Here is a 24424-nt window from a genome sequence, read left to right as displayed (position 1 = left end):
TCTGTACGCGGCCGGAAACGCGTTCCGGTGAACCTCTGACGAGCCCCCACGACGTTGGAGACGCCCGTGACCACCGCCGCCGCGCACGCCGACACCGGCGACACCGCCTGGCTGCTCGCCGCCACCGCCCTGGTCCTGCTGATGACCCCGGGCCTGGCCCTCTTCTACGGCGGCATGGTCCGCACGAAGAGCGTCCTCAACATGCTGATGATGAGCTTCGTGTCGATCGCGCTGGTGACGGTGGTGTGGCTGGCGGGCGGGTACTCGCTGGCCTTCGGGGAGGACGCCGGGGCGGGGCTCATCGGCGGGCTCGGGCACGCCGGGATGCACGGGCTCGGCCCGGACAGCGTGCGGGGCACGGTCCCCACCCTGCTCTTCGCCACCTTCCAGCTCACCTTCGCGATCATCACGGCCGCGCTGATCAGCGGCGCGGTCGCGGACCGGGCGAGGTTCGGGGCATGGCTGGTGTTCGTACCGGTGTGGGCACTGCTCGTATACGTCCCGGTGGCGCACTGGGTGTGGGGCCCGGGTGGCTGGATCGTGCGGCATCTCGGCGCCCTGGACTTCGCCGGCGGCCTGCCCGTCGAGATCACCTCCGGCGCCTCCGGCCTGGCTCTCTGCCTGGTCCTGGGCCCACGGCTCGGGTTCAAGAAGGACGCGATGCGCCCGCACAACCTCCCGATGGTCGTCCTGGGCGCCGGTCTGCTCTGGTTCGGCTGGTTCGGCTTCAACGCGGGCAGCGCGCTCGGCGCCAACGGTCTCGCGGCCGCCGCCTTCCTCAACACCATGGCCGCCGGCTGCACGGGCCTGCTGGGCTGGCTCTTCGTCGAGCAGAAGCGGGACGGCCACCCGACCACCCTGGGCGCGGCCTCCGGCGCCGTCGCCGGCCTGGTCGCGATCACCCCGTCCTGCGGCTCGGTCTCACTGCTCGGCGCGCTGGCCGTCGGCCTCGCCGCGGGCGTGGTCTGCTCGTACGCGGTCTCCTGGAAGTTCCGGCTGAACTACGACGACTCACTCGACGTCGTCGGCGTTCACCTGGTCGGCGGAGTCATCGGCACCCTCCTCATCGGCCTGTTCGCGGAGCGGGCCATGACCGGCGGCGCCGAGGGCCTCTTCTACGGCGGAGGGCTCGCCCAGCTCGGCAGGCAGGCGGTGGCGGTGGTGGCCGTGGCGGCGTACGCCTTCACCGTGACGTACGGCCTAGGCAAGCTGCTGGACAGGACGCTGGGCTTCCGGGCGAGCGAGGAGCAGGAGCACACCGGGCTGGACCTTACGGTGCACGCCGAGACGGCTTACGATCACGGAGTCCTGGGCCACGGCGCCCCGGTCAGCGCGTCCGTCCTCCCCTCCGCCCAGAAGGTCAAGACCCGCCCATGAAGCTCGTCACCGCGATCGTCAAGCCCTACCGCCTCGAGGCGGTGAAGACCGCTCTCCAGGAGATCGGGGTGCACGGCCTGACCGTGGCCGAGGCCAGCGGGTACGGCCGGCAGCGCGGCCACACCGAGGTGTACCGCGGTGCCGAGTACCAGGTCGACCTGGTCCCCAAGGTCCGGATCGAGGTCGTCGTCGAGGACGCCGCCTCCGAGCCGACGATCGAGGCGATCGTCAAGGCCGCGCGGACGGGGAAGATCGGGGACGGGAAGGTGTGGGTACTGCCGGTCGAGACGGTCGTACGGGTGCGGACGGGCGAGCGCGGCCCCGACGCCCTCTGAGCAGCCGCGGCAGACCGCGGCCCCGGCGGGTCCGGGCGAGCAGCACGCCACCCGCCACCCCGGCGACGAAGGCCAGCCCCACCACCAGCCACGGCAGGGCGAGGAACGACGTGCTCGCCGACTCCTCGGTGCCGCTCGCACTGGCCGTCAACGTCACCCTGCCCCAGTCGAGTTGGGGCGCGTCCCGCCAGGGCACGGTGAGCCTCACACGGTCCCCCGGCAGCAGTTCGGAGGGGACGCCGGTGAGGTCGCGGCTGAGCAGCGTACGGCCGAAGAGCCCCTCGGCCCGCAGCCGCACCCGGGGGTTCAACGTCACGTTCCCCGTGTTGTGCAGGGTGTAGGAGACGGTGGCGGTGCTGTCGCCGAGGCCGGGCACCAGCGGCTGGTGGTGGGTGAGGTGCACGTGCTCGACGGCGACGGCCGGGAGCGTCGGCCCGCTCACCCGCAGATAGACCCGGGCGCCGACGGCCCGCCGCACACCGAGCGCGAGGGAGCCGGCCCCCGGATCGACGCGCTCGTCCAGTGCCACGACCGCCCCCGGATGGTCGCCGGGCTCGGCGCCCTGGGGCACCCGCAGGGTGAAGGGAACGGTGACGGTCTTGTGCGGTGGCACGGTGACCCGCGTCTTCGCGATCCTCGCCCAGGCCCCCACCCCCCGCATCTTCTCCTTCACCGTCCGGACGGCGAACCCGCCGTCCCGGGCGGTGTTGTAGGCGTCGGCCGCGTACAGCCGGAAGGTCAGCGGTTCGCCGGTCTTGTTGGCGACGGCCACCTTGTCGGTGATCGTCTGTCCGGGGTCGAGGGAGAGATAGAAGTACGGCCGCGCCGCGATCCTGGAGGCGACCGGGTAGACGGACCAGCTGCCGTTGTCGGCGGCGTGCGCGGGAGCCGCCGTGCAGAGGAGTCCGAGGAGCAGGCTCAGGAGGAGGACATACGGCTTGACGCGACGCATGGGTGCGGACCCCCGGTCGGAAGCGGGTCGGGTGACGACCGGGTCTTTCATGGAGGCCCGGTCGCCACTGGGGAGTTGGCTCAGGTGAGCGTCAGGGTCAGGACTCCGGAGTACGACCCCGGAGGCGTGAACGCCGGTACGTCCAGGGAGAGTCCGGCGCCGACGGTGAACTCACCGCCGGTGGCCGTGGAGTCCGGGGTCGACGCGAGGGTCGCTCCGGAACCGCCGACGGCGCCCGCGGAACCGGCCGCACAGGTGCTCGGGCTGCCCGCCTTGGTCGCACAGGACGGGGTCCAGCTGAGCTTCCCGGCGTCGATCTTGGCGCCGGGGCCGGTGAAGTCGGTGACCTTGCCGGTGAGCGACCAGCCGGCCGGACCGCCACGGAAGTCCTTGACGGTGACGGTCTGCAGGTTGCCCGTCGACGCCCCGCCCTGACCGAAGTCGACCGCCGACAGCGCGACGGAGTCCCCGGCCTGGGACATGGACAGGGTCCCCGCCTTGACGGTGGTCGTCAGCTTCTGGCTTCCGTCCGGCACCGGCGTGGTGTCGTTGACGACGTAGGCGGCCGGACCGGCCCCCGCCGTGTCGCTCCACGCGCTGCCCTCGTACGCCACGATCCCGGTCGTCGTCTTGTCGTTGACGGTGAGCGGGGCGCTGAAGGAACCGTCGGAACCCGCGGTCGCGGTGGCCGTGTCCGCGGTCTGGTCGGCCCCGGACCGCCCGGCCAGCGTCACACTCGCGCCCGGCGTGAAGTTCTGGCCGCTGACGGTCACGCTGTCACCGGGGTTCCCGGAGGCCGAACTCAGGCTGATGGCACGGTTGTTGACCGGGGTCGAGTCGGTCGCCGTGACGGTCTCCGACACCGGGGCGGGCGGGTTGGTGACCGTGCAGGGGGTGTCCAGCTCCAGGATGTAGCTGGTGTGGATGTTGTAGTCGCCGGGCGAGAGGGTGATGGCGCCCGGCGAGGTGACGGTGAACGTCCCCGTCATGGAGAACGACGGGAAGGTCCCGTACCCGGGCACCGGGTCGTTCTTCTTCGGCCCGGTCACCGTGACGTTCCCGCTCTGCGCCCCGCCCAGCGTGACCTTCCCGGTCGGCGTCATGATGTCGGCCGGCAGGGCGAGGGCGGTGGGGTTGTTGGCGGCGGGCGTGACCACGGTGTAGGTCACCGTGACCGTGTCGCCGACCTTGGGGGTGGTGTCGTCCACCGAGATGCTCGCGGTGGTGGTGCCGTCGATCGGCGGGAGGCCCGCGACCGCGGGCGGGATGCAGTGCGTGGCGAAGTCGACGTTCGTCCCGGCGGCACCGGCCGGACAGGCCAGCGCGCCCCCCGCCGTGACCGCGAGCGCGGTCGCCCCGAACAGTGAGATCCAGCGCCACCGTCGGGATCTTCGTGATCTTGGGGGTGAACCCATGGAAGCCCCCTCCTGAGGGTTGCGGGCGCAGCGGCTCCTCTGCGCCGACAGGGGGCCATTGATGTGGAGGGCGCGTGAGAAGTCAATGGAGATGCCGCAGAAACCTGACGGTTCATCAGCTTCTGCGGCATCCGGAACGAACCCGTCAGCGGACTCAGAAGACGAACGGGCCCGGGGACTGGGCGGCGCTGGACGTGCAGGTGACGGTGATGCCGAAGATGACCATCTTCAGCGAGCCGCCGTAGAAGTCGAGGCTGTCGCCGGAGGCGACGGTGCCGGGCAGCGGGCCGACGGTGACGGCGCTGCCGGCGGTCATGGCCGGGTTCACGGTGCCGCTGAAGACGACGTTGCCGCCGGTGGAGTTGGCCATGGTGAGCGTGGAGGCGATGGAGTTCGCCGACAGGGCGAGCGGGGTGGTGATCGCGGTGGAGGTGAGCGTGAGGGTGGCCGAGGTACCGCTCTGGGTCGCGGTGAGGGTGGCCGCGCCGCCGCCGAAGATGCCGCAGCTGGCGGTGACGGTGGCGGTGGTGGGGGTGACGGCGGCGGCCGAGGGGGCGAAGGCCAGCGCCGTGGCGGCGAGGGCCCCCGCCGCGAGTGCCGCACCGGTGGTCAAGCGTTTCATGGAGATCGGGCTCCCTTCCCGTTGCGTGGGAATGCCATGTGGGGATGGCGACCCCGGTCCGGGTGGATGCGGGCACACCGCGGGGCCGAATCTGACGCACCATCACAATCTGACGGTCCGTCGGAACTTACGGTCCCATTGATACGCGAGAGACAGGGACCGACAAGTTGAAATTTGGCCGACTGCGACGGGGCGGTGCGGCCGGAGGGCGGGCGCGGGCGAGTGGGCGCGGCCGAGTGGGGGCTGGTCGCGCCCACGCGGCGGAGCCGCAAATCGACGCGGCCCCGCGCCCCTTCGGGTGGGACCAGCGCAGGCGCCCCGAAAGGGGCGCGGGGAACTGCGCGACCAGCCACGACGGCGCCGCACCCGCCCCACACCCCCGCCCACCCGAGTCAACCGACCCCGGCCTCTCCCCCCGACGGAGTCAACCAACGCCTCGCTTCCCAGTCCGGTGGGCGGGAAAGCTAGGCGGGGACAGTCAGCCGTACCTCTCCGTCCGGCCCCGCCAGCAGCACCGGCGTCCCCGGTCCCCCGAGATCCCGCACCGCGGCCAGGTCCTCGGCGTCAACCTCCCCGGCCCCGCTCACGACCGCCGCCGCCTCCAGCGACTCCGCCCCCGACGCCACCGCCATCGCCACCGCCGTCCGCAGCGCGCTCAGCTTCAGCGAGGCCAGCCCCACCGTCCCCGCCACATACGTCCGCCCCGTCGAGTCCCGTACGGCCGCCCCTTCGGGCACCCCGTTACGGGCCCGGGCCGAACGGGCCAGGGTGACGATCTTGCGGTCCTCGGGATCAAGCGCGCTGCTCTCGGTCATGCCCCGAGCATACGAACAACTTGACTGGGTCAGGCACCCCGGCCACCGCGTCACGCCCGGTCAAGCCGCAGCCGCTCCGCTCTCGGCAGGCCGGCCACGACAAGGTCGTACGAGTCCTCGATCAGCTCTTTCACCAGCCGGTCGGGGAGGTCGCCGTCCACGGTCACGGTGTTCCAGTGGCGCTTGTTCATGTGATACCCGGGGATGATCAGGCCCTCGTGGTCGGTACGCAGCCGGACCGCGTCGTCGGGATCGCACTTGAGGTTGACCTTCAGCGGGCGGGCGTCCATCCAGCTCAGCGCGAACATCTTGCCGAGGACCTTGAAGACCGAGATGTCCGGGTTGAAGGGGAAGTCCTCCTGCGCCGCGTTGAAGGAGAGGCAGAAGGCGCGGAGCCGGTCGGCGGTCACTCGGGCTCGTCCTCGGGGTCGTCGGCCACCGGCACCGGCTCCACCAGCACCGTCACGATCTTGTTCCGGCGTCCGGCGGCGGCCTCCGCGGTCAGGGCCAGTTTCCGTCCGTCGGGGAGTTCGACCTGGGCGGCGGCGCCCGCGATGGGCACCCGGCCGAGCGCCTTGGCGAGCAGCCCGCCGACGGTCTCCACGTCCTCGTCGTCGTACTCCTCGAGGCCGTACAGCTCGCCGAGATCCGTGATGTCGAGGCGGGCGGTGACCCGGTAGCGGTCGTCGCCGAGGTCGGTGACCGGCGGGAGTTCCCGGTCGTACTCGTCGGTGATCTCGCCGACGATCTCCTCCAGGATGTCCTCGATGGTGACGATCCCGGCCGTGCCGCCGTACTCGTCGATGACGACGGCGACGTGGTTGCGTTCCTTCTGCATCTCGCGCAGCAGGTCGCCGGCGTTCTTGGTGTCGGGTACGAAGAACGCGGGCCGCATGGCGGTGGAGACCAGGTCGGACTCGGCGTCCCGGCTGATGTGCGTCTTGCGGACCAGGTCCTTGAGATACACGATGCCGACTATGTCGTCCTCGCTCTCCCCGGTGACGGGGATGCGCGAGAAGCCCGAGCGCAACGCCAGCGTCAGGGCCTGGCGGATGGTCTTGTACCGCTCGATGACCACCAGGTCGGTGCGCGGCACCATGACCTCGCGGACAAGGGTGTCGCCCAGCTCGAAGACCGAGTGCACCATCCGGCGCTCCTCGTCCTCGATCAGGGACTCCTTCTCGGCGAGGTCGACCAGGGCGCGCAGTTCGGCCTCGGAGGCGAACGGGCCGCGCCGGAAGCCCTTGCCCGGGGTGAGGGCGTTGCCGATGAGGATGAGGAGATACGGGATCGGGCCCATGATCCTGGCCAGCGGCAGCAGCACGTAGGCGGCGGCCGTGGCCGTGTTCAGCGGGTGCTGGCGGCCGATGGTGCGCGGGGAGACGCCGACGGCGACGTACGACACGAGCACCATCACGCCGATCGCGGCGAGCAGCGCCTCCCAGGTGGTCGGGATCTCCTGGAGGCAGGCGTAGGTGACCAGGGCCGCGGCGGCCATCTCGCAGGCGACCCGGACCAGCAGCGCCACATTGAGGTAGCGGGTGGGGTCGGCGGCGATCTGGGCGAGCTTGGCGCTGCCGCGCCGCCCGGACTTCACGGCCTCCTCGGCGCGGAAGCTGGAGACCCGGGCGATACCGGCCTCGGCGCAGGCGGCCAGCCAGGCCACGACGACCAGGGCGATCGCTCCGGCGACGATCTGCGGACTCATACGAGGACGACCACCCGGCTAGGAGACCGTCGGCGCCGGGGAGGGACCGGTCAGGCCCTTCTCCCCCCGCCAGCCGTCCACGATGGCCGCCTGCAGACCGAACATCTCGGCCTTCTCGTCGGGCTCCTCGTGGTCGTAGCCGAGCAGGTGCAGCACGCCATGGACGGTGAGCAGCTGGAGCTCCTCGTCCATGGAGTGCTGGGTGTCGGCCTCGGCCCCCTGCTTCGCGGCGACCTCCGGGCAGAGCACGATGTCGCCGAGCAGCCCCTGCGGCGGCTCGTCCTCGTCCTTCGACGGCGGCCGCAGCTCGTCCATCGGGAAGGACATGACATCGGTCGGCCCGGGCAGGTCCATCCACTGGATGTGCAGCTGCTCCATGGCGTCGGCGTCCACGACGATCACCGAGAGCTCGGAGAGCGGGTGGATGCGCATCCGTGTGAGGGCGTAGCGGGCGATGTCGAGGATCGCCTGCTCGTCGACCTCGGTTCCGGATTCGTTGTTGACGTCGATCGACATGGCGCTGTGCTTGTCTACTTCCCCTTGTGCCCGGACTTCGGACGGCCGCCCTTGTGCGTGCCGTTCTCGGTGCCGTGCTCGCTGTCGTACTGCTCGTACGCGTCGACGATACGGCCCACCAGCCGGTGCCGTACGACATCGTGGGACGTCAGCCGCGAGAAGTGCACGTCCTCCACACCCTCCAGGATGTCCTGCACCTGGCGCAGACCGGACTTGGTCCCGCTGGGCAGGTCGACCTGGGTGACGTCACCCGTGATCACGATCTTCGACTCGAAGCCGAGCCGGGTGAGGAACATCTTCATCTGCTCGGGCGAGGTGTTCTGGGCCTCGTCGAGAATGATGAAGGCGTCGTTGAGCGTACGGCCGCGCATGTACGCCAGCGGCGCCACCTCGATCGTCCCGGCCGCCATCAGGCGCGGGATCGAGTCCGGGTCGAGCATGTCGTGCAGCGCGTCGTACAGCGGACGCAGGTACGGGTCGATCTTCTCGTAGAGCGTGCCCGGCAGGAAGCCGAGCCGCTCGCCCGCCTCGACCGCCGGCCGGGTCAGGATGATGCGGTTGACCTGCTTGGACTGCAGGGCCTGCACCGCCTTGGCCATGGCCAGGTAGGTCTTGCCGGTACCGGCGGGGCCGATGCCGAAGACGATCGTGTGCTTGTCGATCGCGTCGACGTACCGCTTCTGGTTGAGGGTCTTGGGGCGGATGGTGCGGCCGCGCGAGGACAGGATGTTCTGCGTCAGAACCTGGGCCGGGGTCTCCTCCGGGCCCTCCCCGTTCTCACTCGCCCGCAACATGGCGATCGAGCGTTCCACTGCGTCCTCCGTCATCGGCTGCCCGGTGCGGAGCACCAGCATCATCTCGTCGAACAGGCGCTGGACGATGGCGACTTCACGGGCATCGCCGACCGCGCTGATCTCATTGCCCCGGACATGGATGTCGGCCGCCGGGAAGGCCTTCTCGATCACGCGCAGCAGGGAGTCGCCGGATCCCAGCACGGTGACCATCGGGTGCTGGGCGGGAACCTCGAACTGAGCTCGGGCCTGCTGCTGCGCGGGAGTCTGAGCTGTGGGTGTCTGAGTCATGGGCCGGCGCTTAAGGCCTGCGGTTCCTCCTCTTCACGGCCGCGTAGCTGAGGGCGGCCTCGCGATACCAAGCGTACGACGCGGGGCCGACAACGCCGTAGGCCTTTTCACAGCGGAAGGCGCCCCCATTGCAGCCGTGAGCCCTGCATGCGCTCCGGTGCGCCGGGGCAGAATCCGGGCCGTCACTGCCACGCGTGGTCGGGGGGCCGCGTTCGCTCCACGCCACCTGTCCGTTCAGAAAGCAGGTAGCCGTGCTGCTGCGTCTGCCCACGTCGGTGTCCGAGGCCCGGGACTGCCTGGCCGAGGGGGCGATACCCGTCGGCGGTGCGACCCTCATCTGGGCCGTCTGGCAGCGGGACGGCTTCCCGGAACAGGCGGTGTCCCTGCGGAAGGTGCCGGAGGCGACGGCCATCGGGGACGGCGTGCTGGGGGGTGCGGTGCTTCTGCACCAGGTGGACGACCGGGTTCCGGAGGTGCTGCGGAAGGCGGCGAAAGGGGTCGGCACCGGGTCGGTGCGCCGGACGGCGACGGTGGGCGGGAACATCGCCGGATCGAGCCTGCGGGATCTGCTGCCGGCGGCGGTCGTGCTGAACGCGTGGGCCGAGGTGCTCACGGCCGACGGGGTGGACGAGGTGGACCTGTCCGAGGTGGAGGCGAAGGCGCCGGTGCTGCTGGCGCTGCGCTGGCGGGAGCCGGTGACGGGGGCGTACGCGAAGGTCGCGGACCCGGGGGGCGGCGAGGTGCCGACGATCGCCGCGGCGGCGGTGGACACGGAGGGTGTGCTGAGGGTCGCGGTACGGGAGGGGTACGTACTGAGCAGCGGGAGGGTGGGCGCCGAGGGGGGCGGGGTGGAGGAGCTGTTCGCCGGGGCGTTGTCGGGGGTGTCGGAGCGGGGACGGGAGCTTGTGCGGGAGCAGGTTGCCGGGGTGCTCGGGGAGTAGGCGGGGGTGGCACCCGCCCCAGCCCCCACGCACCCGCACCCGCACCCGCACCCGCACCCGTGATCATCACGCCGACCGGCCGAACCCGATCGTGGGCACCGCCCTCCGCAGCGGCCACGGCCTCGCCTGGTCCTGCTCCGGCACCAGGCCCTCCAGGAACGCGTATCGCCGCAGCGCCGCCGGGTCCTGGCTCGGCACCGACTGGACCTTGCGCCACCACGCCCCGATCTCCGACCAGCCGGGCGCGGACAGGGAGCCGCCGAACTCCTGGACCGAGAGCGCCGCCGTGAGGCCGGCGAAGGCGAGGCGGTCGGCCAGCGGCCAGTCCGCGAGCGTGCCGGTGACGAACCCGGCGACGAAGACATCACCCGCGCCGGTCGGGTCGAGGGCCTCCACGGCGATCGCCGGGACCTCCGCGGACTCCCCGGTCCGCCCGTCGACCGCATAGGCCCCCTCCGCCCCGAGGGTGACGACGGCGAGGGGCACGTACTCGGTGAGGGCGTGCGCGGCGGCGCGCGGGGAGTCGGCGCCGGTGTACCGCCGCGCCTCCTCGGCGTTCGGCAGGAACGCCTCGCAGTGTTCGAGATCGGCGAGCCCGGCCAGGTCCCACGCGCCGGTGTCGTCCCAGCCGACGTCGGCGAAGATCCGGGTGCCCTCGGCGGCGGCCTTGGCGATCCAGGGGTTGCGTTTGCCGGGCGTGAGGGAGGCGACGGCGGCGCGGGCGTGGGCCGGGTGGCCGGGGGCGTTCTGCTGCCGGAACAGCGTGTCGGCGGGCGGCTCGTGGCCGTGCGAGACCATGGTCCGCTCGCCCTCGTACGCCATGGACACGGTGACCGGCGAGTGCCAGCCGCGCACGGTCCGCGACGGGGAGAGGTCGATGCCCTCGCCCTGTTCGAGGGCGTCCCAGCAGTACTCGCCGTAGTGGTCGTCGCCGAAGGCCGCCGCGAGGGAGGTCTTCAGGCCGAGCCGGGCGAGGGCGGTGGCCATGTTGGCGATGCCGCCGGGGCTGGAGCCCATGCCCCGGGCCCAGGACTCGGTGCCGCGCACGGGGGCGGAGTGCAGGCCGGTGAAGATGATGTCGAGGAAGACGGTGCCGGTGAGGTAGACGTCCCAGGGCGGATCGTCCGGCGTGCGCAGGCCGGCCAGCGGGTCGACCTGCGCGGCGCAGTGCGGTGTCGTTGCTCCTCTGTCGTCGTCGAGGTACTCCGGTTCCTCTCCGGCGAACGCGTTGGACGCGGTCACGGTGCGCTCCCTGGACGTGGTGCGGATCCGGCCAGTCTGCACCATGTCGGGACAGCGGCGACGGCTCTCGCCGCACGACCGCCCGAACGGGCGCCGCTACCAGCGCGGTACGGCCGGTGTGGTCCACCCCGGCTCGGCCACCCGCATGGCGGCCGCGTCGTCGCGGTCGCGGAACGTCCCGTCGTCGTCCAGCCAGCGCTGGTGCAGCGCCCGCAGCCGCTCCCGGTCCAGCTCGACCCCCAGGCCCGGCGCGTCGGAGACGGCGACCCGGCCGTCCTCGAAGACGAGCCGTTCGGTGAGGACGTCCTCGGACTGCCAGGGGTAGTGGGAGTCGCAGGCGTGGTGGAGGCCGGGGACGGTAGCGGCCACGTGGGTCATCGCGGCCAGGCTGATCCCGAGGTGGGTGTTGGAGTGCATGGAGACGCCGACGCCGAAGGTGCGGCAGACGGCGGCCAGTTGCCGGGTGTTGCGCAGCCCGCCCCAGTAGTGGTGGTCGGAGAGGACGACCTGGACGGCACCGCGGGTGAACGCCTCCTGGATCTCGCCGAAGGTCGTCACGCACATGTTGGTGGCGAGCGGCACGTCGGTGCCCGCGGCGACCTCGGCCATGGCCGGGGTGCCGAGCGCCGGGTCCTCCAGGTACTCGAGGACGTCCCCGAGTTCCTTCGCGACCTTCAGGGAGGTCTCGACGGACCAGGCGCCGTTGGGGTCGAGGCGCAGCGGATGTCCGGGGAACGCCTCCGCCAGCGCCCGGACGGCCGCGATCTCCTCCTCGGGCGGGAAGACCCCGCCCTTGAGCTTGAAGGAGGTGAAGCCGTACCGCTCCGTGAAGCGGCGGGCCTGCGCCACCACCCCGGCCGGGTCGAGCGCGGACCCCCAGTCGTCCGGCTCCGCCGGGACGCCCTCCGGGTGGGTGGCCCACTTGTAGAAGAGATACGCGCTGTACTCGACCGAGTCGCGGACCTTCCCGCCGAGCAGGGCGTGCACGGGCAGCCCGAGCGCCTTGCCGAGCGCGTCCAGGCAGGCGACCTCGAAGCCGGAGACCACGGACAGCCGCAGCTTGTCGGCGGTCTGGACACCGCGCAGCCCGCCGACGTCGACCTGTCCGGAGACCCGGGCCGCGTCCACGGCGACCTCGTCGGCGACGGTGAACAGCCCGTTGAGATCACTGACCTGGCGCCCGCGCAGCCGCTCGGCGAACGGCCTGGCCAGTTCCAGGTACTTGGTGTCGCCGTAGGTCTCCCCGACCCCGGTCACCCCGTCGGCGGTCTCCACCTCCACGATCAGCCGGGGCGTGTACGGCTGGTGCACGCCCTGCGTGTTCAGCAGGGGTGGGTCGGCGACCAGGATCGGCGTCAGCCGGACGTCGGTGATCGTGAGGTTCACAGGGACGCTCCTGCCAGGTCGAGTCCGGCGGCCAGCAGGGTCTTGAGGTCGGCGAGGTGGGCGGCGCAGGGGTCGGTGAGCGGGGCGCGCACCGGGCCGACGGGGCGGCCGCGCAGCCGGGCCGCCGCCTTGACGAGGGACACGGCGTATCCGGGGACGCGGTCGCGGAGTTCGACGAGAGGCACGTAGAAGTCGCGCAGCAGCTTGTCGACCGTGCCGTGGTCGCCGGCGCCGAGGGCGGCGAAGAAGGCGTCGGCGATCTCGGGGGCGAAGGCGTGCACGGCGGAGGAGTAGGCGGGGACGCCGACGGTGGCGTAGGCGCGGGCCTGGATCTCGGCGGTGGCGGCGCCGTTGAAGAAGAGGAAGCCCTCCGGGGCGGCGAGGGTGAGCCGCTGGAGCCGGTCCAGGTCGCTGTGCCCGTCCTTGAGCCCGATCACGCCGGGGATGCGGGCGATACGCGTCAACGAGTCGGCCGTGAAGGCGACCTGTCCGCGCTGGTAGGCGATGAGCGGAAGGGACGTCCGGGCCGCGATCCGCTCCAGCTGCGCGACCAGCCCGTCCTGCGGGGCGGCGACGAGATAGTGCGGCAGCACGAGCAGGGCGTCGGCGCCGGCCTCCTCGGCGACCCGGGCGAACCGCACGGCCTGCGCCCAGCCGTACCCCACCCCGGCGACCACCGGCACCCGGCCCCCGGCCTCCTCGACGGCGACGGCCACGACCTGCCGGTACTCGTCCTCGTCCAGCGAGAAGAACTCCCCTGTCCCGCAGGCCGGGAAGAGGGCACCGGGCCCGGCGGCCAGCTGCCCGCCGACGTACTCCCGGAATCCGTCCACGTCCAGGGACCCGTCGGCGTGAAAGGAGGTGAGCGGGAACGACAGCACCCCGCCCGCCATCCCGTCCCGCAGCCTGCGCACCACGTCCTCCGGCTGTCCGGCCACCGAATCCATCTCCCCATGTAGACGTCATCCACGTATAGAAACAAAGACTAGATATGCGAACACCCCCCGTCAACGGCGCACACCGCCCCGCCCCTCTACGATCGGCACATGTCCGAGACAGCAGGCGTCCGCGAGGTGAAGTCCGCGGCGCGCACGGTGGAGCTGCTGGAGCTCCTCGCGGCGCGCGGTGACCGCCCGGCCCGCCTCCAGGAACTGGCGGACGAACTCGGCGTCCCGCGCAGCTCGATGTACGCCCTGCTCCAGACACTGATCACGAGGGGCTGGGTACGCACCGACACGACCGGCTCCCTGTACGGCGTCGGCATCCGCACCCTGCTGACCGGCACGACCTACCTGGACTCCGACCCGCGCGTCCGCCTCGTACGCCCGTACCTGGACGAGGCGTCGCAGAAGCTGGGCGAGACGATCCACCTGGCCCGCCTGGACGGCCCGAACGTGGCGTATCTGGCGACACGGGAGTCACACGAATACCTGCGCACGATCAGCAGGGTGGGCCGACGGCTGCCGGCCCACGCGGGCGCCCTCGGCAAGGCGCTGCTCGCGGAACGCCCCGCCGCGGACCTCCCCGAGGGCCCGTACGAGCCCCTGACCCCCAACTCCCACACCACCCGCGAGGCCCTCACCGCCGACCTCGCCGAGATCCGCACCCGCGGCTACTCGATCGACCGGGAGGAAGCCGTCACCGGCATCATCGGCTTCGGCTTCGCCCTGCGCTACGACACCCCGTCCCAGGACGCGATCAGCTGCTCGGTACCGGTGACCCGCCTGACCCCGGAGCACGAGGACCAGATCGTCGCCGTGATGCGGGAGATCCGCGCGAGGATCGAGTCGGGGACGACAGGCGGCACGGTCAACTGGCGCTAGCCGGACGAACCGGCCTGGGGCCGCGGGGCCGTATCGACAGTCGGCTCCGCCGCGTGGGCGCGACCAGCCACGACCAGCCACGGCACCCGCACCCGCGCACCGCCCCCACGGCGCGCGGCGCTCCTACCCCTGCCCCCACACCCGAAACCGAACATGACCCACATCACACCCCCCGCCCTTCTTCCGCACTCCCCCACTTGATACAAATTGCCCGCGCGTTCCTGTCCGTCGACGGCCTGCGCCCAACCCCCCTCCCCCGTCGGTCCTTTCGCATGCCCTGGGAACGCCCGTGTCCGCCCGCACCACCCCCTGGCCCCTCGTCGCCCTTTTCACGGCCGGGTATCTCGCCCCCTACCTGCTCCCGACCACCGTCGGCAGGCTCGAATCGGGGCTCCCGATCTCCGCCACCCAGGCAGGTGCCATCGGCAGTGCCCTGCTGCTCAGTTCCGCTGCGGCCGGTTTCCTGCTGGCGTCCCGTGTGGACCGCATCGGCCCCCGCACCCTCGCCCGCGCCGGCCTTCTGCTCGCCGTCCTCGGCTACGGCGGCGCCGCCCTCACCACCCACGTCCCGGCGGTCGTGGCCGGCGCGATGGTCGGCGGCTTCGGCTCCGGCACGGTCACCGCGGTGGCCGCCACCGGCATCGCCGGGCAGAGGGACCCGCACCGCACCACCACCCTCGGCCTGCTCGGCGTCTCCGCCCTCGCGGGCGCCGTCTATCTGACGGTCCCGCACCTCGGCCCCGGCCATGCGCAGCCCCTCGCCGCGATCGCGCTCACCGCGTCGGCGGTCTGGCCGCTCACCGCCCGCCTGTCCCCCCGTACCGCCCCGGTCCTGCCGCGCGCGGTCACCGGCTCCCGTCTCCCGCACCTGCGCTCGGGTCTGCTGCTGGCCGCCGCGATGCCCTGCTGGTCGGCCGCGCAGAACTCGCTGTGGGGCGTGAGCGGCCGGATCGGCCTGACGCAGGCGCATCTGAGTGAGGTGACCGTCGGCGTGGTGTTCGCGGTGGCCCTCGGCGCCGGTCTGCTGGGCGTGGTCGGGGCGGGCGCGCTCGGCCCGCGGCTCGGGCAGGCCCTGCCGATCGGTCTCGGCACCGTGCTGATCGCCGGCTGTATCGCGCTCAGCGCCTCCGCCACGGACCTGACGACGTTCGCGTCCGGCGAGATCGCCTGGAACCTGCTCTACCCGGTCGTCCTGTCCTACGTCATCGGCCTGGCCGCCGCCCTGGACCCGCGGGGCCGCTGGGCGGTGCTGGTCGGGTCGGCGTCGTCGCTGGGGACGGCCGTCGGCCCGATGACGGGCAGCCTGCTGTCGGCCCGGGCCGGTTTCCCGGCGATGGGGACGGTCCTGGCGGTGGGCCTGCTGGCGGTCGCGGCGCCGCTGACGGCGGTGGCGCTGCGGCGCAGGACCACCACCGTCACGACCTACCCGGCACTCACCGACGAGCCGGTACGGCTGGACGTCGCCGCCTAGCCGAACTCGTAGGCGTCCACCTCGGCGAGGTACCGGGCCCGCAGCTCCTCGTCGTCCTCCAGGAAGGACGCGAGGAAGGAGTTGCGGGCCAGTTCCCGCATCTGCTCCCGGGACAGGCCGAGGGTGTCGCGCACGGCGTGGTAGTTGTCGGCGACGTACCCGCCGAAGTAGGCCGGGTCGTCGGAGTTGACCGTGCACAGCAGGCCCGCTTCGAGCATCGCCGGCAGCGGGTGCTCGGCGAGCACGTCGACCGCGCGCAGCCGCACGTTCGACAGCGGGCACAGCGTCAGCGGGATCCGCTCCCGCACCAGACGGGCGACCAGGTCCGGGTCCTCCATGCAGCGCAGCCCGTGGTCGACGCGCTCCACGCCGAGCACGTCCAGCGCCTCGGTGATGTAGGCGGGCGGCCCCTCCTCACCGGCGTGCGCCACCCGTCGCAGCCCGAGGTCGGCGGCGGCCTCGTACACCTCGCGGAACTTGGCCGGCGGATGCCCGACCTCGGCCGAGTCCAGCCCGACCCCGATGATCCGGTCGAGGTGCGGCCGCGCGGCCTCCAGCGTCTCCAGCGCCGAGTCGGCGGACTCGTCCCGCAGGAAGCACATGATCAGCCGGGTGGAGATCCCGTGGTTCTCGACGCTTCGGCCGAGCGCCCGCCACAGCCCCTCCACGACCGTACCCAGGGGCACGCCCCGGGCGATGTGCGCCTGCGGGTCGAAGAAGATCTCGGCGTGCCGCACACCCTGTGCGGCGGCCCGGCCCAGATAGGCGTTCGCGAGGTCCTCGAAGTCCTGCTCGGTGCGCAGGACGGCCATGAGCTCGTAGTACAGGTTCAGGAAGGACTGGAGATCCTTGAACTGGTAGGCCGTGCGGAGGGCGTCGGTGTCCGCGTACGACAGCTCGACGCCGTTGCGGGCGGCGAGCCGGAACGCCAGCTCCGGTTCCAGGGTGCCTTCGATGTGGAGGTGCAGTTCAGCTTTGGGGAGGGGCATCAGAGCATGGTAAGGCCGCTTCACCTGCGCTTCGGAACCGGCACTCGGAGCAGGTCGTACGCGACGGTCAGCTCCCCCTGGTAGCCGGCGGCCCGCGCCTGCCGTTCGAATTCCTCGGGTTCGGAGTAGCGCTGGCTGAAATGGGTCAGCACGAGGTGCCGTACCCCCGCGTCCCGCGCGACGGCCGCCGCCTGTCCGGCGGTCAGATGGCCGTGCTCCGCGGCGAGTTCGGCGTCCTCGTCGAGGAACGTGGACTCGATGACCAGCATGTCGCAGCCCTCGGCGAGCGCGTGCACGCCGTCACAGAGCCGGGTGTCCATCACGAACGCGAACCGCTGCCCGCGCCGCACCTCGCTGACCTGGTCGAGGGTGACGTCCCCGAGGACGCCGTCGCGCTGGAGACGGCCGATGTCCGGGCCCTTGATGCCGTACGCGGCGAGCCGGTCGGGCAGCATGCGGCGGCCGTCTGGCTCGACCAGCCGGTAGCCGTACGACTCGACCGGGTGGGACAGCTTCCTGGCCTGGAGCGTGTACGACGAGGTCACGGCGAGGTCGCCGTCCGCGTCGACCGGGGCCTCGGTGATGCCGACGGTCTCCCGGTAGGCGGTGGCGTACCGCAGCCGGTCGAAGAACCGCCGGCCGGACTTCGGGTAGTGCGCGGTGACCGGGTGCGGGACCTTGTCGAGGTTGATGCGCTGGATGACCCCGGCGAGGCCGAGGGAGTGGTCGCCGTGGAAGTGGGTGACGCAGATCCGGTCGAGGTCGTGCGCGGCGACCCCGGCCCGCAGCATCTGCCGCTGGGTGCCCTCGCCGGGGTCGAAGAGGATGCCCTCGCCGTCCCAGCGCAGCAGGTAGCCGTTGTGGTTGCGGTGCCGGGTGGGAACCTGGCTGGCGGTGCCGAGGACCACCAGTTCACGGACGGACACGACGACTTACCCGGGCGGCCACTGCAGGCCACGGCCGCCGATGATGTGCGCGTGGGTGTGCCAGACGGTCTGGCCGGCGCCGCTGCCGGTGTTGAAGACGACGCGGTAGCTGTCCAGCTTGTCCTCGTCGGCGACGGCCTGCGCCTCGCGCAGTATGTCGGCGGCCACGGCGGGTTCGCCTGCGGCGAGCTCGGCCGCGTTCTTGTAGTGGACCTTGGGGATCACCAGGACGTGGGTGGGTGCCTGGGGGTTTATGTCCCGGAAGGCGACGGTGGTGTCCGTCTCCCGGACGATCGTCGCAGGGACGTGGCCTGCGACGATCTTGCAGAACAGGCAGTCGTCCTGGGGTTCCCCTGCCATGACTTCTCCTCGACCGGTGATCAGTTCCGGGGGCATCGTATCGTCGTCGGGTGCGGGGCCGGTGGGGGCTTGTCGCGCCACGCGGCGGAGCCGCATGTCGACACAGCCCCACGCCCCTTCGGGTGGGACCCGGCCCCCCTCCTTACATCGGCAGCGTCGGCGGGACCTTCGCAGGCGCCGTCTCCAGTGCCTCAAGGGCGAGGCGGATGGCCTCGTCGAGCTGGGGGTCCCTTCCCGCGGCCCAGTCCTGCGGGGTCTGGACGACCTCCACGTCCGGGTCGACGCCGTGGTTCTCCACGCCCCAGCCGTAGCCCTCCAGCCAGAACGCGTACTTCGGCTGGGTGACCAGCGTGCCGTCGACCAGGCGGTAGCGGCTGTCGATGCCGATCACACCGCCCCAGGTGCGGGTGCCGACCACCGGGCCGATGCCGAGCGCCTTGATCGCCGCGTTGACGATGTCCCCGTCCGAGCCGGAGAACTCGTTCGCGACGACGACCACCGGGCCCCGGGGCGCGTCCCTCGGGTAGCTGAACGGGCGCATGCCGCGCGGCAGGTCCCAGCCGACGATCCGGCGGGCCAGTTTCTCCACGACGAGCTGTGAGGTGTGCCCGCCGCGGTTCTCCCGGACGTCCACGACGATGCCCTCGCGGGCCATCTCCACGCTCAGGTCGCGGTGGATCTGCGCCCAGCCCGGTGCCTGCATGTCCGGCACGTGGAGGTAGCCGAGGCGGCCGCCGGAGAGTTCGTGCACACGGGCTCGGCGGTCGGCCACCCACGCGTGGTAGCGCAGTGGTTCCTCGTCCGCGACCGGCACGACCACCGGGTGCCGCAACTCGCCGCCGCCCGCCGGGGACACGGTCAGTTCGAGCGCCTTGCCGGCCGTGCCGACCAGCAGCGGACCGGGTCCGGTCAGCGGGTCGACGGAGCGGCCCGCGACGGCCACGATCGCGTCACCGGGGCGTACCGCGACGCCGGGTGCGGCGAGCGGGGAGCGGGCGCCGGGGTCGGAGGTCTCGGCGGGCAGGATCCGGTCGATGCACCAACTGCCGTCCGGATGACGGGAGATGTCGGCGCCGAGCAGGCCCTGGCGGGGGCCGTTGCCGTGGCCGCCGCGCGGGGTGACGTAGGCGTGCGAGGTGCCCAGTTCGCCCTGGACCTCCCAGAGCAGGTCGACCAGGTCGTCGTGGGTGGCGACCTGCTCGACGAGCGGGCGGTAGCGGTCCAGGACGCCGTCCCAGTCGACGCCGCCGAGGTCCGGCCGCCAGAACTGGTCCCGCATGATGCGGCCGGTCTCGTCGAACATCTGCCGCCACTCGGCGGCCGGGTCGAGGGTCTGCCGGACCCTGGACAGGTCGACGGTGATGTTGGTGTCGCTGTCGTCGTCGTTCGAGGCACGGCGGTCGCTGGGTACGACCTTGAGCTTGCCGTCGGCCCACAGCAGGACGCGTTTGCCGTCGCCGCTGACCTCGAAGTGGTCGGCGTCGGAGGCGAGGTACTCGATGCGCTGCTGGGCGAGGTCGTAGCGCTCCAGCTCGGTCTTGGGGTCGGGGTCCTCGGGGTGGGCGCGGGAGGCGCCGAGCACACCGCGCACCGGGTGGCGCAGCCACAGGACGCCGTCCTTGGCGGCGCGCAGCCCGGAGTAGCGGCCGGCCTCGACGGGGAAGGGCACGATCCGGTCGGCGAGGCCCTCCAGGTCGATCCGGGTGGCGGGGGTGCCCTCGGCGTCCGGGGTCTCGTCCTTGTCGGGCGCCTCGAAGGGCCGGCCGTGCCGCTGCGGACCGAACGGCGAGGGGGTGGTCGCGGCCAGGGTGATCAGGTGCGGCCGGTCGCCGACCACGAAGGCCAGGTCGAAGACGTGCTCGTCGTAGACCGGGTCGAAGGAGCGGGTGGAGAGGAAGGCGAGGTGTTTGCCGTCCCGGGTGAAGACGGGGTCGTAGTCCTGGAAGCGCAGCGGGGTCGCCTCGGTGACGGTGAGGTCGGTGGTGTGGGCGACCCGGAGCTGGGCGAGCCCGCCGGCCCCGGGGTGGGACCAGGCCAGCCAGCCGGAGTCGGGCGAGAAGGCGAGACCCGACACGTCGCCGTCCTCGCTGCGGTCGACCTCGCGCACCTCGCCGGTCTCGCGTTCGACGAGGAGCAGCCGTCCGTCGTGCGCGGCGACCGCGACCCGGCCGCCGTCGGGGGCGACGGCGAGGTCCAGGACCCGGCCGAGCTGCCCGGCGGCGAGCCGGCGCGGGGTGGAGCCGGGCACGGCACCGGTGGCGGGGGCGAACTCCAGGGCGTCGTCGCCCTCGGCGTCCGTCACCCACACCACCCACTCCTCCGCGTCCGAGCGGAAGGTGACGGGCAGCCGGGCGCGCACCCCGGGCTGGGTGGCCAGGGCGCGGGCCGGGCCGGACCGGTGGGTCACCCAGTGCACGCCGCCGCGCACCAGGACGGCGCTGCCGCGCGCGGTGTGGTCGGGCGAGGCGGAACTGAACCAGCGGGCCGCGTTGACCGGGTGCGGCTGCCGGTCCACCCGGGCCCCGCCCAGCCGGATGTCCAGCCGGCGCGGCTCGGCGCCCTCCAGGTCGTCGAGGAGCCAGAGTTCACCGGCCGAGGCGTAGACGACCCGGGTGCCGTCACCGGAGGCGTGCCGGGCGTAGAAACCGTCCAGTGGGGTGTGCCGGCGCAGGTCGGAACCGTCGGCGAGGGACGAGTACAGCGCGCCCGTCCCCTCGTGGTCGGAGAGGAAGGCGATCCGGTCCCCGGCCCAGACGGGGTGTTCGAGGTTCCCGTCCAGCTCCTCGTGCAGCCGTACGAACTCCCCCGCGCCTTCGCCGTCGTGGACGTCCCGGTCGATCCACAACTTGCCCGCCGTACCGCCCCGGTACCGCTTCCACCAGGCCGCCTCCCGGCCCATCGGCGCGGAGAGCAGCACGGTCCGGGGCCCGAAGGCGACATGGCCGACCGGGCCGTACGGCAGGACGGTGGACGGGCCGCCGTCGAGCGGGACGGTCCGGGCCCAGCTGCGCCGGAGGCTGGACTGTCCGTAGGTGCTGATCGCGAGGACCTGCCCGTCGGCGGTCCAGCCGCGCACCTGGGTGCGGGAACTCCCCCAGTGCGTCAGGCGGGTGGCGGAGCCGCCGTCGACGGGGGCGGTGTGGATCTCGGGGGCGCCGTCGCGGGTGGAGGTCCAGGCGACCGTGGTCCCGTCGGGCGAGATACGCGGCAGCGTCACGGGGACGTTGTCGGCGCTGACCCGCCAGGCCCGGCCGCCGTCCAGGGGCGCGAGCCACACGTCGTCCTCGGCGGTGAAGGCGACCAGGTCGCCGTGGACATGGGGAAATCGGAGGTAGGACCGCGGTCCTGTCGCTGCACCCTGAGTCACCCGCTCAGCCTATGCATCGCGGCACGCTCGCGGTGGCCGATTTCGATCACTTGCCCTGGACCGGCCGGCACTTGGGGTCGCTCTGGCACCAGATGGTCCGCGTCACGGTCACGGTGGGGCCCGGCTGCTGCCCGTAGGTGGGCGGCCGGTAGGTGCTGTACGCCGGTCCGGGTGTGGCGTCGCAGTTGCCGAGGCCCTTCACCCGGAACCACTCCTTGCCGCCCACCTTCGCGACGAGGTTCCCGCGCACACAGGCGCCGCTGACCGCCTTGGTGACCCGTCCGGTGACGGTGATCTCCCGGCCGTCCTTGGTCCTGCCCCGGCAGTCCACGGAGACGACGGAGGTCTCGGACGCCGAGGGCGTCTTCGGCGCCGACGAGCCGTAGTTGCCGGTGCAGGTGAGCCAGCTGACGTCGACGTGCTGCCGTTTCAGCTCGGCGGTGGCGGTCTGGTCGGTGGTGTACGCGACGGTCGCGGAGTTCAGGTCGGTCGGCCGGCAGCCCACCGCACCGCCCACGGCGATCACCGCGAGCCCCGCCACGGCCGCCACCCTGGTCAGGCGCGGACGTCGCGTCACGAGCGGCCATCGCGTCACGAGCGGCCGTCGTGTCACGAGCAGCCGTCGCCAAATCGGCCTCAATGCCCCCATGGAGGGCAGCCTGCCACCGTCGCGCCCGTGACGGTAGGGGGCATGCGGCCACTCACGTGTTCGGAGTCGTCCCCCCGGAGGCGGACGGACGGACTCCTCAGGTGCGCAGCAGGAGCCACTCCTGGAGCTCCACCAGGTTGCCCTCCGGGTCCTTGAGATGGGCGACGCGCATCCGTTCCGTCATCGGCGCCGGCCCGTGCACCAGGACCGCGCCCCGGGCGGTGATCTGCTCGCAGTAGGCGTCCAGGTCGTCCACGCGCAGCACCACCAGCGAGCGGTGCCCGGTCGCGGTGTCCCCCAGCTCGCCCAGCACCTCGGCCATCATGGCCCGGTCCTGCAGGGCTATCCCCGCCGACCCGGCGTGCGGACTGAACTTCTCGTACGGCCCCTCGCTCGCCCCCGACTGCGGCTTCAGCCCGAGCACTTCGGCGTAGAAGCGGTAGCAGGCGGCGAAGTCGGAGACCAGGAGCCGGACTTGGGCGAGTTCCACGGCGCGTTCCCCCTGTGGTGTCGTACGGGTCAGGACCAGTCGTACCGGTCAGGACCACCGGCCGGTACGGCCGAGGAGCAGGGCCGCGGCCGCGGTCCCGGCGGTCGACGTGCGCATCACGGTAGGCCCCAGGGTGCAGGCCTTGGCGCCCGCCTCCTCGAAGAGCGCCACCTCGTCCCGGGCGACGCCTCCCTCGGGCCCGACGACCAGCACGATCTCGCCCTCGGCGGGCAGCGCGGCGGTGGCGAGCGGCTCGCTGCCGTGCTCGAAGTCGGAGTGGAGTACGGCGGCCAGCGCGGCACCGGCGAGAAGTGCGGCGACCTGCCTGGTGGTCGCCGCGTCCGCGATCTCCGGGAAGCGCACCCGGCGGGACTGCTTGCCGGCCTCGCGGGCGGTGGCCCGCCACTTGGCGAGGGACTTCAGGCCCCGGTCGCCCTTCCACTGGGTGATGCAGCGGGCGGCCTGCCAGGGCACGATCCGGTCGACGCCGACCTCGGTCATGGTCTCCACGGCGACCTCGCCGCGGTCGCCCTTGGGCAGCGCCTGGACGACGGTGATGCGGGGCCGCGGGAGGGGTTCCTCGTGCAGGGTCTCCAGGTCCGTCACGACTAGCCGGTCCTTGCCCTCGGCGGCCTTGACGACGCCCTCGCTCCAGCGACCGCGCCCGTCGGTGAGGATGACGCCCTCACCGGGCTGCAGCCGCTTCACGGAGACGGCGTGCCGGCCCTCGGGGCCGTCCAGGACGACCTCTCCGCCGGAGAAGTCGGGCACCACCAGCGGGTCGAGCACGAACACCGGGGCGGTCATCGCCCGTCCCCCCGGCCGGCCCCGCCGGTCCAGTCGCCCTCGGCCTTGCCCGACAACGCTGTCGACGCGGCGGCGAGTTCCTCCGCGAGGACCTCCACCAGCCGCCCGGCGGGCAGCACCCGGGCCATCCGGTGTCCCTGCCCGGCCCACAGGGCCATGCCCTGCGCGTCCCCGGCCTTGGCGGCGGCCTTGCGCAGCGGGGCGGTGAGGTGGTGGACCTCCGGGTAGGCGGCGGGCGCGTACGGGCCGTGCTCGCGCATGAAGCGGTTGACCAGGCCGCGGGCGGGCCGCCCGGAGAACGCCCGGGTCAGCGCGGTCCGGGTGAACAGCGGGTCGGTCAGCGCCCGCTTGTGCGGGTCGGCGGCGCCCGACTCGGGAGTGGCGAGGAAGGCGGTGCCCAGCTGGGCCGCGCTCGCCCCCGCGGCGAGCACGGCGGCGATCTGGCTGCCGCGCATGATGCCGCCCGCGGCGACGACCGGGATGCTCACGGCCTCGCGTATCTGGGCGACCAGCGACAGCAGGCCGATCCCGGAGCCGTCGTTCTCCGGCACGTCCCGGTGGGTGCCCTGGTGCCCGCCGGCCTCCACGCCCTGGGCGATCACCGCGTCGGCACCGGCCCGCTCGACGGCGAGGGCCTCCTCGACGGTGGTGGCGGTGACGAGGGTGAGGGTTCCCGCCCGGCGCAGGGCGTCCAGTGCCTCGGGGCTCGGCACACCGAAGTGGAAGGAGACCGCGGCCACCGGGTTGTCGAGGAGTACGGCGAGCTTCGCGTCGTACCCGTCGTCCCGGCCGCTGTCCGGGTCGCCGAGCTCGGTCTCGTACCAGGCGGCCTCACCGGCCAGCTGATGCGCGTAGATCTCGACCGCGCCGGAGGAGGGCGCGGCGACAGCCACTCCGGTGGAGCCGGTGCCCGCACCGGGATGCTCCGGCTGCGGCATGAAGAGGTTCATCCCGAAGGGGCGGCCGGTCAGCCCGCGCAGCTGCTTGATCTCCTGGTACATCCCGTCGGCGGTCTTGTACCCGGCGGCCAGGAACCCCAGCCCGCCCGCCTCGGACACGGCGGCGGCGAGCTGCGGCACGGAAACCCCGCCCGCCATCGGGGCCTGCACGATCGGAAGCGGGAAGAGATCGGTCAGTGCGGAGGACATGAC

The 24424-nt window shown here is 72.5% G+C and carries 24 protein-coding genes; 5 read left to right on the top strand and 19 right to left on the bottom strand.

The features are described from left to right. The first annotated feature begins 66 nt into the window (after positions 1 to 66). Together ABZ642_RS17665 and ABZ642_RS17660 are read left to right on the top strand one after the other, a co-directional pair. Positions 67 to 1377 carry an ammonium transporter gene (locus ABZ642_RS17665; protein WP_360484106.1) on the top strand — a complete coding sequence of 437 codons (1311 nt, stop codon included), beginning with the start codon at positions 67 to 69 and terminating at the stop codon, positions 1375 to 1377. Further along, positions 1374 to 1712, top strand: coding sequence for a P-II family nitrogen regulator (locus ABZ642_RS17660; RefSeq protein ID WP_360484103.1), 339 nt, complete (start codon positions 1374 to 1376; stop codon positions 1710 to 1712). Before ABZ642_RS17665 ends, ABZ642_RS17660 begins: the two co-directional genes overlap by 4 nt. On the opposite strand, the gene ABZ642_RS17655 is transcribed toward ABZ642_RS17660, so the two are convergent. From ABZ642_RS17655 to ABZ642_RS17620, 8 genes are all read right to left on the bottom strand, one after another. After that, a complete protein-coding gene (locus ABZ642_RS17655; protein ID WP_360484100.1) occupies positions 1606 to 2664 on the bottom strand; it encodes a DUF916 domain-containing protein in 1059 nt (352 codons plus the stop codon). The genes ABZ642_RS17660 and ABZ642_RS17655 overlap by 107 nt on opposite strands. A gap of 80 nt (positions 2665 to 2744) precedes the next feature. Then, positions 2745 to 4079: a beta-xylosidase gene (locus tag ABZ642_RS17650; RefSeq protein WP_360484097.1), complete on the bottom strand. Its 1335-nt coding sequence runs from the start codon at positions 4077 to 4079 to the stop codon at positions 2745 to 2747. A 154-nt stretch (positions 4080 to 4233) separates the two neighbouring features. Beyond that, positions 4234 to 4701 (bottom strand): hypothetical protein, encoded by a 468-nt coding sequence (locus ABZ642_RS17645; RefSeq protein WP_360484094.1) that lies wholly within the window; start codon positions 4699 to 4701, stop codon positions 4234 to 4236. Between the two features lie 464 nt (positions 4702 to 5165). Next, positions 5166 to 5516 (bottom strand): cytidine deaminase, encoded by a 351-nt coding sequence (locus ABZ642_RS17640; RefSeq protein ID WP_360484091.1) that lies wholly within the window; start codon positions 5514 to 5516, stop codon positions 5166 to 5168. A 50-nt stretch (positions 5517 to 5566) separates the two neighbouring features. Further along, positions 5567 to 5926 carry an MmcQ/YjbR family DNA-binding protein gene (locus tag ABZ642_RS17635; RefSeq protein ID WP_360484088.1) on the bottom strand — a complete coding sequence of 120 codons (360 nt, stop codon included), beginning with the start codon at positions 5924 to 5926 and terminating at the stop codon, positions 5567 to 5569. Next, positions 5923 to 7224 carry a hemolysin family protein gene (locus ABZ642_RS17630; RefSeq protein ID WP_360484086.1) on the bottom strand — a complete coding sequence of 434 codons (1302 nt, stop codon included), beginning with the start codon at positions 7222 to 7224 and terminating at the stop codon, positions 5923 to 5925. The genes ABZ642_RS17635 and ABZ642_RS17630 overlap by 4 nt, the downstream gene beginning before the upstream one ends. An 18-nt stretch (positions 7225 to 7242) precedes the next feature. After that, positions 7243 to 7740: an rRNA maturation RNase YbeY gene (gene ybeY / locus ABZ642_RS17625; RefSeq protein WP_360484083.1), complete on the bottom strand. Its 498-nt coding sequence runs from the start codon at positions 7738 to 7740 to the stop codon at positions 7243 to 7245. 14 nt (positions 7741 to 7754) lie between these two features. Next, positions 7755 to 8822, bottom strand: coding sequence for a PhoH family protein (locus ABZ642_RS17620; RefSeq protein ID WP_360484080.1), 1068 nt, complete (start codon positions 8820 to 8822; stop codon positions 7755 to 7757). A 251-nt stretch (positions 8823 to 9073) separates the two neighbouring features. Here ABZ642_RS17620 and ABZ642_RS17615 point away from each other — a divergent pair, with 251 nt between their 5' ends. Continuing rightward, the gene (locus ABZ642_RS17615; RefSeq protein WP_360484078.1) at positions 9074 to 9763 is read left to right on the top strand and encodes an FAD binding domain-containing protein; all 690 of its coding nucleotides are present in this window, start codon (positions 9074 to 9076) and stop codon (positions 9761 to 9763) included. A 66-nt stretch (positions 9764 to 9829) separates the two neighbouring features. Here the strand turns inward: ABZ642_RS17615 and ABZ642_RS17610 are convergent, their stop codons facing one another. The 3 genes from ABZ642_RS17610 to ABZ642_RS17600 form a co-directional block, all read right to left on the bottom strand. Then, positions 9830 to 11005: a PfkB family carbohydrate kinase gene (locus ABZ642_RS17610; protein WP_360484075.1), complete on the bottom strand. Its 1176-nt coding sequence runs from the start codon at positions 11003 to 11005 to the stop codon at positions 9830 to 9832. Positions 11006 to 11101: 96 nt separating this feature from the next. Next, the gene (locus ABZ642_RS17605; RefSeq protein WP_360484072.1) at positions 11102 to 12391 is read right to left on the bottom strand and encodes a glucarate dehydratase family protein; all 1290 of its coding nucleotides are present in this window, start codon (positions 12389 to 12391) and stop codon (positions 11102 to 11104) included. Beyond that, entirely contained in the window at positions 12388 to 13338 is a 951-nt protein-coding gene (locus ABZ642_RS17600; protein WP_360484069.1) for a 5-dehydro-4-deoxyglucarate dehydratase, read from the bottom strand. The genes ABZ642_RS17605 and ABZ642_RS17600 overlap by 4 nt, the downstream gene beginning before the upstream one ends. A 99-nt stretch (positions 13339 to 13437) precedes the next feature. On the opposite strand from ABZ642_RS17600, the gene ABZ642_RS17595 reads away from it, so the two are divergent. After that, positions 13438 to 14214 carry an IclR family transcriptional regulator gene (locus tag ABZ642_RS17595; RefSeq protein WP_360484066.1) on the top strand — a complete coding sequence of 259 codons (777 nt, stop codon included), beginning with the start codon at positions 13438 to 13440 and terminating at the stop codon, positions 14212 to 14214. A 289-nt stretch (positions 14215 to 14503) separates the two neighbouring features. After that, a complete protein-coding gene (locus ABZ642_RS17590) occupies positions 14504 to 15685 on the top strand; it encodes an MFS transporter (RefSeq protein WP_360484063.1) in 1182 nt (393 codons plus the stop codon). On the opposite strand, the gene ABZ642_RS17585 is transcribed toward ABZ642_RS17590, so the two are convergent. The 8 genes from ABZ642_RS17585 to ABZ642_RS17550 all read right to left on the bottom strand — a co-directional run bounded on the left by ABZ642_RS17585 (position 15682) and on the right by ABZ642_RS17550 (position 24421). After that, on the bottom strand, positions 15682 to 16674 hold the full coding sequence (locus tag ABZ642_RS17585; RefSeq protein WP_360484060.1) for an adenosine deaminase: 993 nt from the start codon (positions 16672 to 16674) through the stop codon (positions 15682 to 15684). The two genes, ABZ642_RS17590 and ABZ642_RS17585, sit on opposite strands and share 4 nt — an antisense overlap. A gap of 20 nt (positions 16675 to 16694) precedes the next feature. Beyond that, positions 16695 to 17600 (bottom strand): ribonuclease Z, encoded by a 906-nt coding sequence (locus ABZ642_RS17580; RefSeq protein WP_360484058.1) that lies wholly within the window; start codon positions 17598 to 17600, stop codon positions 16695 to 16697. A 6-nt stretch (positions 17601 to 17606) separates the two neighbouring features. Further along, the gene (locus ABZ642_RS17575; RefSeq protein WP_360484055.1) at positions 17607 to 17960 is read right to left on the bottom strand and encodes a histidine triad nucleotide-binding protein; all 354 of its coding nucleotides are present in this window, start codon (positions 17958 to 17960) and stop codon (positions 17607 to 17609) included. A 142-nt stretch (positions 17961 to 18102) separates the two neighbouring features. Then, complete coding sequence (locus ABZ642_RS17570) at positions 18103 to 21327, bottom strand: S41 family peptidase (protein WP_360484052.1); 3225 nt, start codon at positions 21325 to 21327, stop codon at positions 18103 to 18105. Between the two features lie 46 nt (positions 21328 to 21373). Beyond that, the gene (locus ABZ642_RS17565) at positions 21374 to 21868 is read right to left on the bottom strand and encodes a hypothetical protein (RefSeq protein ID WP_360484373.1); all 495 of its coding nucleotides are present in this window, start codon (positions 21866 to 21868) and stop codon (positions 21374 to 21376) included. Between the two features lie 205 nt (positions 21869 to 22073). After that, complete coding sequence (locus ABZ642_RS17560; protein ID WP_360484050.1) at positions 22074 to 22466, bottom strand: VOC family protein; 393 nt, start codon at positions 22464 to 22466, stop codon at positions 22074 to 22076. A gap of 48 nt (positions 22467 to 22514) precedes the next feature. Beyond that, positions 22515 to 23273 (bottom strand): 16S rRNA (uracil(1498)-N(3))-methyltransferase, encoded by a 759-nt coding sequence (locus ABZ642_RS17555; RefSeq protein ID WP_360484047.1) that lies wholly within the window; start codon positions 23271 to 23273, stop codon positions 22515 to 22517. Next, positions 23270 to 24421 carry a nitronate monooxygenase gene (locus tag ABZ642_RS17550; protein WP_360484044.1) on the bottom strand — a complete coding sequence of 384 codons (1152 nt, stop codon included), beginning with the start codon at positions 24419 to 24421 and terminating at the stop codon, positions 23270 to 23272. Before ABZ642_RS17550 ends, ABZ642_RS17555 begins: the two co-directional genes overlap by 4 nt. Positions 24422 to 24424 lie beyond the last annotated feature (3 nt).

Source organism: Streptomyces sp. NPDC007157 (genome assembly GCF_040634235.1).
Taxonomy (GTDB): domain Bacteria; phylum Actinomycetota; class Actinomycetes; order Streptomycetales; family Streptomycetaceae; genus Streptomyces.
The sequence above is the reverse complement of the archived record's forward strand: the minus strand, read 5'-3'. Positions and strand labels throughout refer to the sequence as shown.

Bases quoted from the DNA above. Each gene is read 5' to 3' on its own strand.
- ABZ642_RS17660 (WP_360484103.1), top strand. From the start codon at position 1,374: ATGAAGCTCGTCACCGCGATCGTCAAGCCCTACCGCCTCGAGGCGGTG.
- ABZ642_RS17655 (WP_360484100.1), bottom strand. From the start codon at position 2,664: ATGCGTCGCGTCAAGCCGTATGTCCTCCTCCTGAGCCTGCTCCTCGGA.
- ABZ642_RS17650 (WP_360484097.1), bottom strand. From the start codon at position 4,079: ATGGGTTCACCCCCAAGATCACGAAGATCCCGACGGTGGCGCTGGATC.
- ABZ642_RS17645 (WP_360484094.1), bottom strand. From the start codon at position 4,701: ATGAAACGCTTGACCACCGGTGCGGCACTCGCGGCGGGGGCCCTCGCC.
- ABZ642_RS17640 (WP_360484091.1), bottom strand. From the start codon at position 5,516: ATGACCGAGAGCAGCGCGCTTGATCCCGAGGACCGCAAGATCGTCACC.
- ABZ642_RS17630 (WP_360484086.1), bottom strand. From the start codon at position 7,224: ATGAGTCCGCAGATCGTCGCCGGAGCGATCGCCCTGGTCGTCGTGGCC.
- ybeY (WP_360484083.1), bottom strand. From the start codon at position 7,740: ATGTCGATCGACGTCAACAACGAATCCGGAACCGAGGTCGACGAGCAG.
- ABZ642_RS17620 (WP_360484080.1), bottom strand. From the start codon at position 8,822: ATGACTCAGACACCCACAGCTCAGACTCCCGCGCAGCAGCAGGCCCGA.
- ABZ642_RS17600 (WP_360484069.1), bottom strand. From the start codon at position 13,338: ATGGATTCGGTGGCCGGACAGCCGGAGGACGTGGTGCGCAGGCTGCGG.
- ABZ642_RS17595 (WP_360484066.1), top strand. From the start codon at position 13,438: ATGTCCGAGACAGCAGGCGTCCGCGAGGTGAAGTCCGCGGCGCGCACG.
- ABZ642_RS17585 (WP_360484060.1), bottom strand. From the start codon at position 16,674: ATGCCCCTCCCCAAAGCTGAACTGCACCTCCACATCGAAGGCACCCTG.
- ABZ642_RS17575 (WP_360484055.1), bottom strand. From the start codon at position 17,960: ATGGCAGGGGAACCCCAGGACGACTGCCTGTTCTGCAAGATCGTCGCA.
- ABZ642_RS17555 (WP_360484047.1), bottom strand. From the start codon at position 23,273: ATGACCGCCCCGGTGTTCGTGCTCGACCCGCTGGTGGTGCCCGACTTC.
- ABZ642_RS17550 (WP_360484044.1), bottom strand. From the start codon at position 24,421: ATGTCCTCCGCACTGACCGATCTCTTCCCGCTTCCGATCGTGCAGGCC.